Raw genomic sequence first — 12,261 nt, 5'->3', positions numbered from 1 at the left:
CGTTACAGCAACTTATTCTGCTGTAACCACTGCTGCGCCACCTGGCTGGCATCCTGGCCATCCACCGCGATCTGCGCATTGAGTTGTTGCAGCGTCTTCTCATCAAGTTTGCTGAACACCGGCTGCAACCACTTGCCAATGTCAGGATACTGCTTCAGCACCACGTCGCGGATCACCGGTGTCGGTGCGTAAATCGGTTGTACGCCTTTGGGATCGGTTAAGGTTTGTAGCCCAAGCGCCGCCACCGGGCCGTCGGTGCCGTAAGCCATCGCCGCATTCACCCCGGAAGTCTGCTGGGCGGCGGCTTTGATGGTGACCGCCGTATCACCGCCCGCCAGCGACAGCAGCTGTGATTGATCGAGTTTGAAATCGTAGGCTTTTTCAAACGCCGGTAACGCATCGCTGCGTTCGATAAATTCTGCCGAGGCCGCCAGTTTGAAGGTGCCGCCTTTTTTCAGGTACTGGCTGAGATCCGCCAGCGAGGTGAGTTTGTTTTTCTCGGCGACATCGCTACGTACCGCGATGGTCCAGGTATTGTTGGCTGGCGCTGGGGTGAGCCACACCAGATGGTTTTTCTCCGCGTCCAGGGTTTTCACTTTCTCATAACCCTGCTGTGCATTCTTCCACGCCGGGTCTTTCTCATCATTGAAGAAAAACGCCCCGTTGCCGGTGTATTCAGGATAGATATCCAGCGCGCCGGCGGTGATGGCACCGCGCACCACCTGCGTGGTACCGAGCTGAATTTTATTTACCGTCGGCACTCCATGTTTATTCAGCACTTGCAGGATGATATTGCCGAGCAGCGAACCTTCGGTATCAATCTTCGACCCCACCCGCACCGGGTCGGCGGCCTGTGCTGCGGTGGCGCTCAATGCTAATGCGATCAGTCCCAGTAAACCCTGCTTAATCATGGCGTTCGCCCTCAGTATTGTTATCGTGTGGTGAGTTACAAGCGTAGCCTGGCGAACCGGGATGGGCGCGGTCAAGCAGCGGTTAGGGTTTCACTTCGGTCAATTTCTGCTAGCCATTTCAAATCAGTTATAACCATTTCGTTGCTCATATAACCAAATGGAATTTTTCAGCCGCCAACTGAGGATTATTCTCATAGGCCCAAATTTACAAAAATACAGACAACAACATCATGTCCGACTTAACTTCTCCCGCCCATGTGGCGCTGGCAGGGAATCAACCTCAGGGTGAGACACAATGGATCCGCAGTGCGTCCGATGTATCAAACCTGATTAATAACAGCGAGCAGTCGCGCAGTAACGCACGCATCGTCATCGCTATCGCCCTGGGCGGGGTGTTTCTCGATGCCTATGACTTGGGTGCGCTGGCGTTTGGTATCAAAGATGTGGCCCGCGAGTTCCAGCTGACACCGACCGGCACCGGTATGGTGGCAGCGGCGATCACCTTTGGCGCTATCGTCGGCGCGCTGATTGGCGGCTATCTGACGGATAAAATTGGCCGCTACCGGGTGTTTATGGCCGATATGTTCTTCTTTGTGGTGGCAGCGCTGGCCTGTGCCTTTGCCCCCAACGAATATGTGCTCGGCGGTGCGCGCTTTGTAATGGGGTTGGGCGTCGGGATCGATCTACCGGTGGCGATGGCCTTCCTTGCCGAGTTTTCCAAACTGCGCGGCCAGGGCAATAAAGCCGCCAGCGTGGCGATGTGGTGCCCCACCTGGTACGCGGCCATCAGTATCTCCTACCTGCTGGTGCTGCTGCTGTATGCGGTGTTGCCGGAAAGCCATACCGACTGGTTGTGGCGCTTGATTCTCGGCTTTGGTGCGGTCCCGGCGATCGTGATTATCGCCATCCGCAGCCGTTATATGAGCGAGTCTCCGGTGTGGGCCGCTAACCAGGGCAACCTGCACGGCGCGGCAGAGATTTTGCGCCGTTCGTACAATATCAATGCCCGGGTGGCAGACGATGCCGATCTGAGCCAACAACCCCGCGTACGTAAAGCCAGCTGGCGTAACTATGGCGCGCTGTTGCAGGGGGTTTATCGCCGCCGCACCATTCTGGCGACCGTCACCTCCATCGCCTCTTCCTTTGCGTATAACGCCGTGGCTTTTGGTCTGCCGGTGATTATCTCCAGCTTCTTTGCACAGTCGATGCTGACCACCATTCTGGTGTCGCTGGCGCTCAACCTGCTGTTTGCTTTTGTTGGCGGTTTGCTGGCGGTACGGCTGGTGCCTCGTCTCGGTGCGTGGAAAATGTCGGTGACCGGCTACGCCTGTCAGTGCGTGGCGCTGCTGGGGCTGGCGCTGATTGGTCGTCCTGAAGGGGGCGAACAGGCGGCGGTGGCGATTGCCATGCTGGCGTTGTTCCTGTTCGGCCAGGGCTTCGGTCCCGGTTCACATACCATGACCTTTGCGTCGCTGAGCTATCCGACCTCGCTGCGCGGCGTGGGCGTTGGTTTTAACCAGACGCTGATGCGTGGCAGTTCTACCGTGTCGCTGTTTGTGTTCCCGCTGCTGGTCGCCGCGTTCGGCACCGGAGTGTTCTGGGTGATTTTCCTCGCACCGCTGGCTGGTCTGCTGGCGCTGCTGGCGATTCGCTGGGAGCCATCGGGTTACGATGTGGATGCCGAGGATTTTAACGTCAGATAATAATCATCCGTGGCGGCGCGATTATGCAGTGAGCTGAAACGCATCCAGCGTGGCAGGAATGCGGGCAAAGGTGAACAGAAACCACGGCGTGAACTGTTCCGGGTGCTGCGCAATCTCCTGCTGAATCTGCGCCACCGACCGATAGCACCAGGCATCGGCCTCTTCCGGGTTCAGTTCCGGTTGTACATCGCTGATGGCAAAAAACACATGACCGTATTCATGTTCCGTCAGGCCATTGCTGAGCGGCAGGTTGTAGCTCAGCTCGAATACCGGCGTCAGCGTCAGCGATAGCCCCATCTCTTCACGCAGGCGACGTTCAGCGGCAGCCTGGGTGGATTCCTGCGGATAAGGATGACCACAACAGGTGTTACTCCACAAACCGCCGCAGTGGTATTTACCACTGGCACGACGTTGCAGCAGCAGTTCATGCCGCGAGTTAAACACGTAAACCGTTACCGCACGGTGCAGTAATCCCTTTTCATGAACTTCCAGCTTTTCCATCTTGCCAGTGGGACGATCGAGGTGGTCGACGAGGATAACTTCTATGGCGGACATGACAACTCCTTCAGAAAAATCTCAACCATTGTACACAATCACCGCGCCGGGGGCCGGAAAAATTGCGTACATTCCGTGCGTTTGCGTAACGGAAAATTAATTTTAGCAGCTGGATTATGAAGCAGCATAAAAAACGGGGAATAGTTAATAAGAAAGGAGAAACGGTGGCACACCCGGCACCACCGTGGAAAAGCGCTTAAAGTTTAAAGCTTTGCACCACCAACTCCAGCTGGACGCTCTGCTCCTCCATCGCGCGCGCGGCGGCAGAAACCTGTTCCACCAGAGCGGCATTCTGTTGGGTGCTGCCGTCAAGCTGGGTGATAGCCACGTTCACCTGATCGATGCCGAGGCTTTGCTCACGGCTGGCAGACATAATCTCCCCCATCAGCGTGGTGACGCTGCTGACGCCGTGCATCAATTCATCCATAGTTTGTCCGGCTTGCTCCACCAACTGGCTGCCAGCATCAATATTGGTGACCGACTCCTCAATCAGCTTCTTGATCTCCCGCGCCGAGTTGGCCGAGCGCTGGGCGAGGTTACGCACTTCCGACGCCACCACCGCAAAACCGCGCCCCTGCTCGCCCGCGCGCGCGGCTTCTACCGCCGCGTTCAAGGCCAGGATATTGGTCTGGAAAGCAATGCTGTCGATGACGCTGATGATATCCACCACTTTGCGCGATGAATGATGGATTTCGCCCATAGTGCTGACCACCTGACGCACCACCTCGGTGCCACGCGCCGCCACCTGCGAAGCGCCATCAGCCAGTTGATTGGCATGGGTGGCGTTATCCGCGTTCTGACGCACCGTACCGGTCAGTTGCTCCATAGAAGCCGCCGTTTCAACAATCGAGCTGGCCTGTGATTCGGTACGCGCCGACAGATCAGCGTTGCCGCTGGCGATCTCCCGCGAGGCAGCGGTAATCGCCAGCGCGCTGTCACCCACCTGACGCATCAGCCCCTGAAGGTAAGCAATAAACTGGTTGAAGCTCTGCGCCACGGCGTTAAATTCCGGGCTGTTGCTGGCAGGCAGACGCTGGGTCAAATCCGCACCGCCGGTTGATAACGCCTCAATGTTACGGTTGAGCTGGCTTAAGCGCTTCATCATGGCACGCACAAAGCCGAGCAAGACCAGCAGCAGGATCACCGCCAGCGGGATCTGCACCAGGCCCAATCGGGTCAGCATGCTATGGGTTTGCGCATCCAACAGGCTGGAGGGCACGTCGCTGGCGAGATACCACGGACTGCCGGGAATGGCTTGCAGGAACAGCGTATGCTCGCCATCTTCCGCATCATAGCTCGCCTGCGTCGGCTGACTGCCCGCCTGCGCCAGCAACGTTTTCAGCGTTGGAGCCAGCGGCAGTTGGGTATCGGACAGGTTTTCCAGTTTCGCCGCAGCATCAACCAGCGCGGCGTTACCGACCACTTTGCCATCGGCTTCGACGATCAAGACGCGACCATGAATCGCCTCTCCCATCTGTTTCGCCAGTTGGTTGAAGAATCCCAGGGTCACGTCGATGGTCGCCACGCCCCAGGCAGTACCATTACGGTAAATCGCCATCGCGCAGTTGGTACGCGGTTGCGGGCTGGCCGCATCCTGATAGGCCTTCGCCCAGGCGCACTGGCCTTTCGCGGCCGCCATACCGTCTTTGTACCAGGGTTGCTCCCAGTATTTGTCGGCAGCGTCAGAGTTCCAGTAAGTATTCACCTGTAACTGGTTGTTGGCGTTGCGCGCAAAGAATGAACTGTCTTTCTCTTTAGCCGGATCGCGACGGTTTGGCAGGGGCCAGATACCGCCGCCGAACACGTTGCTGTCCTGATATTGGTTAACCAGCGCAGGCAGCAAAGTATCGATGCTGGCGCTATCCATTACCCCGGCAGCTTCGGTAATAGCACGCTGCTGCGCCTGAACGCGGTTCATCTGTTCGACGATACGTCCGGCCAGGCCATCGACTTCATAACGCACCAGGCGGCTCTCATTGTTGCTGAGTTGGGGTGCAATAAACTGATTGATCACCAGCACGGTGACCAGCATCAGCACAGCGAAAAACGCGATGAGGGTCGCGGTGAAACGGGATTGTGTGGTTTTTAACATGAGAGTGCCCTTACCCTGGAGTGGCGAGATGCCTGATCCGGGTTAACGGCGTGTTAAGAAGGAACTTGAGGTGCGCACGATCACAAAGCAATAAAATAATTGATCAAGGTGATGATGTAGCGGCGCGATGTGTTTGGCGCGTATAGCAAAACCTGCGCGATAAATCGCGCCGCTACGTTTCAGGCAACCGGAGGCTCCACCACCTCTTGCCTTGGACGAAAAATATGGTTGTTGCCATCAGCCAGCAGACGCTGCAACAACTGCTGTCCACCGCGTTCATCAGCCTGCGCAAACTGGCGTTCCGCCTCGGTGATCGGCGTTGACCACAGCAAATTCACCCGATCGCCCCCCCGCTTTGGCAGCCGGAACTGCGCCGCTTCCGGGGCCAGGCCATTCGCCAGCAGGAAACTTTCAAACCCCACCGGTGCCACTTCTGACGCCAGCGTATGCCCCTCACCCAGCCAGGTAAGGCGCGCCCACGGCAGATGGGCAAACTCCGCCAGTGCGCTGGCCATCTGCACCGCATTGGCTTCGTTCATCACTTCGCCATCCACTGCCATCGCCAGTTCGATGCGGCGATACTGCGGGGCCAGCTCATCAAACAGATAATCGACCTGCGGCATCGGTCGGATCCCCATGCCGAGGGTGAGGAAATACCACACGCCCTGATGCCAGTGCTGCGAAATCGCCATCGGCGGCCAGTTGCCCTGGTCGATGGCGTAATACTTCACCGATTCACCGAACTGCGCCTGGTAGCACTGCATCAACTCACGCTGCACCACTTCCCATAAATGTCCATCATGCCAGTCACGCCAGAAATGGCGTTGCTGCTCGGCACGCGCGTAATAGTCATTGGTTGAGGCCGATCCGAGCGGTGCCGTCAGGCGATTCTTTTTAATACATCCGGCCGAGAAGCTCACCTGTTTGTCCTGGTACAGGCTCCAGCCAGGGATCACCGCCAACAACTGACCGTAGTACCACAACGCCGCACCATCATCGCTCGGCTCCCAGAGTATCTGTAACCCGGCCGGATCGAGCGGCGGTTCCGCTTCCAGCGTGCGGCAAAATTCGGCACTGAGCAGCGGCGCGATACCCTGCTCCAGAGCATCGCGATCTTCACGCGCCGGTGCGGGCAGCAGGTTGCGTAACCAGCAACCGCGTACCGCATACTGGCTGCGGAACAGGTCGTTTGGCCAGATATAAAAATAGGCCGTGCGCGCGTCCTGCTCGACGATGGCCGTAAGTGTATTTTGCTGATTCGGCACCTCAGCAATCAGAGGTTGGTGTGTCATAACGCCTCGACAATGCCTGGAGGGATCCATTTTCCCCGAGAATAGAGCAGGATCGACACTCGTGCCATGTGGCACAAGGGTAAAACTCTCAAAGTGCGCAGGAGAAAGATGAGGATTACTGAAGTTTCATGCCGTATGCGTCGGCAAGCTTCAAATAAATTCGCGATTCTTTTGCCGTTGCGCGTGCTATTGTCGCGCCATTCGCATCGAAGGAGTTGACGCAATGGTGCTGCAAAATGTGGATTTTAACCTGCGAGATGTGGTGATTTTCGCCCTGCTGGTGTGGCTGTTTATTCGCTACAGCTGGGTGATGTCGGCACTGACGTTGCTGGTGGCGGGCATCGCCCTGCTGATTCTGTTACCGGTTGATATTTATTACTGCCTGTTACCTTTGGCGCTGATGGGGCTTGGGCTTGGCATGCTGATCCACCATTACCAGTTACGGCAGCTGACGCTGCGTCGGGAAGCCAAAACACCGCGCACCTACACCAAGGCCAGAGACGAGTTACACCTGTAACCCTTATCGGCCCATGCGTTTCATCGCCCGGGCATAAGCACCACGCTGAATTGACCAGCGCAACAAACCAGCAATCAGATGTATTTGCCCATCCACCAACCGTTGCTGCAACGGATTGATGGGCAAGGCTGCCAGTTGTTGCGCCCAGTCTGGCAACAAGCCAATCCCTGCTTTCATCATGATGTGCATCACCGGTTTCGCCTGCCAGCTGGGAGCCGGGGCGTTCATCAACAGCTGCGTGACCTCCCGGGTACGTGCATCGCAAACCAGCTGTGGACGCATTGCCTGCAAATAGTTTTCCACCGCCGCAACGCTTTTCGGCACCTGCTCTGCCCCAAGCGATTCCGCGATCAGCGCCGCTTCCTGATAGTAGCGATCCCTCTCCATCAGGCTCAGGTGAGGATTTTTATAGCGCAGATGCGCTGCGAGAAAGCGACTGGTTTCCGCCACATGCACCCAGGTCAGCAGATGCGGATCGCTGGCCGCATAGGGTTGCCCCGCATTGTCGACGCCGGTGACACGCAGATGGATGCGTTTAACCCGCTCGATCAAGGTGTGCGCATCCTGCTGATTGCCGAAGGTAGTGACAGCGATAAATTGGCTGGTACGCCGTAGCCGTCCCAGCATGTCATCGCGGAAGTTGGAGTGATCCCATACGCCCGCCAGCGCCGCCGGATGCAGCATCTGCAACAACAAGGCGCTGATACCGCCACACATCATGGCGGCGAAATCGCCGTGTACACGCCAGATGACGCTGTCGGGGCCAAACAGACCAGGATCGCCAGGGGGTTGCGAGATGTCGAATTCATTAAGTGACAGGCCATTCAGGCGGAAGACTTGTTGTTCGATGCGTTTGCGGATGTTCATGATTTTCGGGTAATTGCCCGGTCGACCACAAGGGTGACCGGGTTGCTAACATTTCTGCGAATTGTAGCGGCACGTTATATCGTGCCATTAGGCATCTGCTGCCATTGCTACGTTTGCGCGATAAATCGCGCCGCTACGTTGGGTTTAGAGATAATCAAATGATGCGTCCTGAGTGCGCACCGAATCCAGCCCAATCATCACATTGATCTTACCCGGCTCGGCCACATGCTGCATTTTCTGATTCCAGAATTTGAGCGCATCAACGTTAATCTCAAAGCTCACCGTCTGGGACTCGCCCGCTTTCAGCATGATGCGCTTAAAGCCGCGCAGCTCCTGCACCGGACGGCTGATGCTGGCAACCGGATCGTTCAGGTACATCTGCACCACCGTTGCGCCATCGCGATTGCCGGTGTTGGTGACCTTGACGCTGGCTGCCACCGTGCCATTACGGGGCATAAATTTCGCTGACATCTTCACCGGCGAAACGCTAAAGGTGGTGTAGCTCTGACCATAACCAAACGGATAAAGCGGTCCGTTGATAGCATCGTAGTAGTGCGACGTGTACTTGTTCGGCTTCTCGAAGTTGTACGGACGACCGGTTGGCAAATGGTTGTAGTAAATCGGGATCTGCCCTACCGAACGTGGGAAGGATACCGGCAGCTTGCCTGACGGGTTGTAGTCGCCAAACAGCACATCAGCGATAGCGTTACCGCCTTCGGTGCCGCTGAACCAGGTTTCCAGCATCGCATCTGCGATCTGATCTTCATGCACCACATTCAGTGGGCGACCGTTCATCAGCACAATCACCAACGGTTTGCCGGTGGCTTTCAGCGCCGTCAGCAACTTCTGTTGGCTTTCCGGGATGGTCAGTTCGCTGCGACTGGAGGCCTCATGCGCCATTCCCTGCGCTTCGCCCACCGCCGCCACGATGACATCGGCTTTCTTCGCATTGGCAACGGCTTCATCAATCATCTGCTGCGGTGAACGCGCATCAACAGTGACTGCCTGTTCATACAAATTGAGGAATTTCTGGATGCCTTGGTTATCGGTGATATTCGCGCCTTTGGTGTACAGCAGCGTGCCCTTACCGGCCATCGCCGCGCGCATCCCCTGATACAGGGTGATGGACTGCTTCGCCACCCCGGCGGCTGACCAACTGCCCATAATGTCGCGTTGGCTATCGGCCAGAGGGCCAACCAGCGCCACGGTGGCGTTCTTTTTCAGCGGTAAGGTTTCGCGCCAGTTTTTCAGCAGCACGATGCTCTTACGCGCCACATCACGCGCTTCGGCACGATGCAGACGGCTCTCCGCGTTGGTGTCCTGCGGATCGCTGCCTTTTGGCCCCAGATGACTGTAAGGATCGTTAAACAGCCCCATATCATATTTGACGTTCAACACATGGCGCGCAGCATCATCAATTTCCGCCATGCTTACCGCTCCGCTTTTCACCAGCCCCGGCAGGTATTTGCTGTAATACTCGTCGCTCATACTCATATCGATGCCGGATTTCAGCGCAATACGCACCGCATCGCGGGGATCGCTGGCGACCCCGTGTTTCATCAGCTCTTTAATCGCACCGTGATCGCTGATGGTGATGCCTTTGAATTTCCACTCATCACGCAACAGGTCTTTCAACAGCCAGCTATCGGCGGTGGCCGGTGTGCCGTTTATCGAGTTGAGCGCCACCATCACACCACCGCTGCCAGCATCCAGCGAGGCTTTGTACGGCGGCATATAATCCTGGAACATTCGCTGTGGGCTCATATCGACGGTGTTGTAATCACGTCCCCCTTCCACCGCACCGTACAACGCAAAATGCTTCACGCTGGTCATGATGGAGTAACGATCCGCCGGACTTTTTCCCTGCATCGCTTTCACCAGGGTGCTGCCCATTTGTGAGGTGAGGAAGGTATCTTCACCAAAGCCTTCCGACACACGTCCCCAGCGCGGCTCACGGCTGACGTCCACCATCGGTGCCCAGGTCATGTTCAAACCGTCGTCTGCCGCTTCATAAGCGGAAACGCGCCCCACTTCGGCGACCGCGTCCAGATCCCAACTGGCCGCCATGCCGAGTGGGATCGGAAACACGGTGCGCTGGCCGTGCACCACGTCATAAGCAAAGAACAAAGGAATTTTCAGGCGGCTGAGTTGCATCACCTGATCCTGCATGGCGCGAATGTCCGGGCGCGTCACGGTATTAAAAATTGCCCCAACCTGTCCGTGTTGAATCATGTCACGGATGGCTTCCTTTGGGTTATCCGGCCCAACGCTGATCAGACGCAGCTGACCAATTTTCTCATCCAGCGTCATCTTGCTAAGCAGTTGGTTTACAAAGGCATCACGCGCTTGTTCGGTCATCGGATGGTTGCCAAACATCTCATCCGCCAGCGCGGGTTGCATGGCAAGGGATACAGCGAGGCTTACAGAGCAAATCCATTTCATCAGGTCGGGTTCTCTTAAGTGACTGCACAATATAAAAATAACCGGCAAAGTGTGCCATAAGTTGAGGATAGCAGGTAGCCGACGATGTCACATCGCGGCTGCTTCGTGCAACGCGTGCTACAGTTGTTTCGCTACCGTTTATGACAAGGATAAGCCAATGAAAAACGCCTCCTCTGACTCTGCCCTGTTGGGTGAACTGCGCCGCCTCGTCGGTCCTGCGCAACTGCTGACCGATGCCGAACACACCGCCCGTTATCGTAAAGGCTTTCGCTCCGGTGAAGGCGAAGCGCTGGCGGTGGTGTTTCCCGGCTCGCTGCTCGAATTGTGGCGTGTGTTGCAGGCGCTGGTCACTGCCGATGCCATCATTCTGATGCAGGCTGCCAACACCGGGCTGACGGAAGGCTCCACCCCACAGGGGAATGATTATGATCGCCCGGTGGTGATCATCAGCACGCTTCGGCTGGATAAACTGCAACTGATTGATGGCGGTAAACAGATTCTGGCGTTCCCTGGCAGCACGCTTTACCAGTTAGAAAAAGCCCTCAAACCGTTGGGACGTGAACCCCATTCGGTGATCGGTTCGTCCTGTATTGGCGCATCGGTGATGGGCGGTATTTGCAACAACTCCGGCGGGTCGCTGATTAAGCGCGGCCCGGCCTATAGCGAGATGGCGCTCTACGCGCAAATTGATGCGGATGGCAAGCTGCGGCTGGTCAACCACCTTGGTATCGAACTGGGCCATTCGCCGGAAGAGATACTGGGACGACTGGATGATGATCGCTGGCAACAAAGCGATGTGATCTGGGATGATCGTCATGCCTCAGATCATGAATACGCCGAGCGTGTACGCGATATCCACGCCGCGACCCCGGCGCGTTTCAATGCCGATGCCCGCCGCCTGTTCGAAGCCTCCGGTTGTGCCGGTAAGCTGGCGGTGTTTGCCGTGCGCCTGGATACCTTTGTCAGTGAACCGCAGCAGCAGGTGTTTTATATCGGCAGCAACGATCCGGCGGAATTGGCTGAGATTCGCCGACATATTCTGGCGAACTTTACCCACTTACCGGTGGCGGGTGAGTATATGCATCGCGCTATTTTTGATATCGCCGAGGTGTATGGCAAAGATACCTTCCTGATGATCGACCGGCTGGGCACCGACAAAATGCCGTTGTTTTTCACTCTTAAGGGCAGGATCGATGCCTGGCTGGCGAAGCGCAAATGGGTCAAACCACATTTAACTGATCGCCTGTTGCAGCGGCTCAGCGGATGGTTCCCGGCCCATCTGCCGAAACGCCTGAAGCAGTACCGCGACAAATATGAACATCATCTGATGCTGAAAATGTCCGGTGACGGTGTGGCGGAAGCGCAGGAGTATCTGCACGCCTTTTTCCGCGAAGGTGGCGGTGAGTTTTTTGCCTGTGACGCCAAAGAGGGTGCTCACGCGTTTTTGCACCGTTTTGCGGCTGCCGGGGCCGCCGTGCGTTATCACGCCATCCATGCTGATGAAGTCGAGGATATTCTGGCGCTGGATATCGCGCTGCGCCGCAACGACAACGACTGGTTTGAACGGCTACCGCCGGAATTCGACCAGGATCTGAGCCATCGGCTCTACTACGGTCACTTTTTCTGCCATGTGTTCCATCAGGACTACATCGTGAAGAAAGGGGTGGATGTTCATGCGCTGAAAGAGAAGATGCTGGCGATTCTCAGCCAACGTGGCGCGGAGTACCCGGCAGAGCACAATGTTGGCCATTTGTACGCCGCGAAGCCGCAACTTCAGGCGTTTTATCGTCGGTTAGATCCCACCAACAGTTTTAATCCGGGCATTGGCAAAACCAGTAAGCAGAAAGGATGGGCGGTGAAGGTTTAATGATACGTAGCGGCG

At 56.7% G+C, this 12,261-nt stretch carries 9 protein-coding genes; 3 read left to right on the top strand and 6 right to left on the bottom strand.

Annotation, left to right across the window (positions count from 1 at the left end):
- Positions 1-2: 2 nt before the first annotated feature.
- Positions 3-911 (bottom strand): glycine betaine ABC transporter substrate-binding protein OsmF, encoded by a 909-nt coding sequence (gene osmF / locus AC6I8R_RS06250; protein ID WP_415173778.1) that lies wholly within the window; start codon positions 909-911, stop codon positions 3-5.
- A gap of 230 nt (positions 912-1,141) precedes the next feature.
- Between osmF and AC6I8R_RS06245 the strand changes: the two genes are divergently transcribed.
- Entirely contained in the window at positions 1,142-2,614 is a 1,473-nt protein-coding gene (locus tag AC6I8R_RS06245) for an MFS transporter (RefSeq protein WP_415173777.1), read from the top strand.
- A gap of 21 nt (positions 2,615-2,635) precedes the next feature.
- Here AC6I8R_RS06245 and idi read toward each other — a convergent pair whose 3' ends face one another.
- From idi to AC6I8R_RS06230, 3 genes are all read right to left on the bottom strand, one after another.
- Positions 2,636-3,169, bottom strand: coding sequence for an isopentenyl-diphosphate Delta-isomerase (idi, locus tag AC6I8R_RS06240; protein WP_415173776.1), 534 nt, complete (start codon positions 3,167-3,169; stop codon positions 2,636-2,638).
- Positions 3,170-3,365: 196 nt separating this feature from the next.
- On the bottom strand, positions 3,366-5,261 hold the full coding sequence (locus tag AC6I8R_RS06235) for a methyl-accepting chemotaxis protein (RefSeq protein ID WP_415173775.1): 1,896 nt from the start codon (positions 5,259-5,261) through the stop codon (positions 3,366-3,368).
- A 179-nt stretch (positions 5,262-5,440) separates the two neighbouring features.
- Complete coding sequence (locus AC6I8R_RS06230) at positions 5,441-6,553, bottom strand: suppressor of fused domain protein (RefSeq protein WP_021182483.1); 1,113 nt, start codon at positions 6,551-6,553, stop codon at positions 5,441-5,443.
- A 223-nt stretch (positions 6,554-6,776) separates the two neighbouring features.
- Here AC6I8R_RS06230 and AC6I8R_RS06225 point away from each other — a divergent pair, with 223 nt between their 5' ends.
- Positions 6,777-7,070 carry a hypothetical protein gene (locus tag AC6I8R_RS06225; RefSeq protein ID WP_208725061.1) on the top strand — a complete coding sequence of 98 codons (294 nt, stop codon included), beginning with the start codon at positions 6,777-6,779 and terminating at the stop codon, positions 7,068-7,070.
- 3 nt (positions 7,071-7,073) lie between these two features.
- On the opposite strand, the gene AC6I8R_RS06220 is transcribed toward AC6I8R_RS06225, so the two are convergent.
- Both AC6I8R_RS06220 and bglX read right to left on the bottom strand, forming a co-directional pair.
- A complete protein-coding gene (locus tag AC6I8R_RS06220; protein ID WP_415173810.1) occupies positions 7,074-7,940 on the bottom strand; it encodes an oxygenase MpaB family protein in 867 nt (288 codons plus the stop codon).
- Between the two features lie 141 nt (positions 7,941-8,081).
- Entirely contained in the window at positions 8,082-10,379 is a 2,298-nt protein-coding gene (bglX, locus tag AC6I8R_RS06215) for a beta-glucosidase BglX (protein WP_497832020.1), read from the bottom strand.
- A gap of 157 nt (positions 10,380-10,536) precedes the next feature.
- Between bglX and dld the strand changes: the two genes are divergently transcribed.
- Positions 10,537-12,246, top strand: coding sequence for a D-lactate dehydrogenase (dld, locus tag AC6I8R_RS06210; RefSeq protein WP_497830313.1), 1,710 nt, complete (start codon positions 10,537-10,539; stop codon positions 12,244-12,246).
- Positions 12,247-12,261: the final 15 nt, after the last annotated feature.

It is taken from the genome of Pantoea sp. X-Soil-OKNW-713 (assembly GCF_059730685.1).
This window is presented reverse-complemented; position numbering and strand designations above follow the sequence as displayed.

Coding starts and splice junctions, on each gene's coding strand:
- AC6I8R_RS06225 (WP_208725061.1), top strand. CDS start 6,777: ATGGTGCTGCAAAATGTGGATTTTAACCTGCGAGATGTGGTGATTTTC.
- osmF (WP_415173778.1), bottom strand. CDS start 911: ATGATTAAGCAGGGTTTACTGGGACTGATCGCATTAGCATTGAGCGCC.
- idi (WP_415173776.1), bottom strand. CDS start 3,169: ATGTCCGCCATAGAAGTTATCCTCGTCGACCACCTCGATCGTCCCACT.
- bglX (WP_497832020.1), bottom strand. CDS start 10,379: ATGAAATGGATTTGCTCTGTAAGCCTCGCTGTATCCCTTGCCATGCAA.
- dld (WP_497830313.1), top strand. CDS start 10,537: ATGAAAAACGCCTCCTCTGACTCTGCCCTGTTGGGTGAACTGCGCCGC.
- AC6I8R_RS06235 (WP_415173775.1), bottom strand. CDS start 5,261: ATGTTAAAAACCACACAATCCCGTTTCACCGCGACCCTCATCGCGTTT.
- AC6I8R_RS06245 (WP_415173777.1), top strand. CDS start 1,142: ATGTCCGACTTAACTTCTCCCGCCCATGTGGCGCTGGCAGGGAATCAA.
- AC6I8R_RS06230 (WP_021182483.1), bottom strand. CDS start 6,553: ATGACACACCAACCTCTGATTGCTGAGGTGCCGAATCAGCAAAATACA.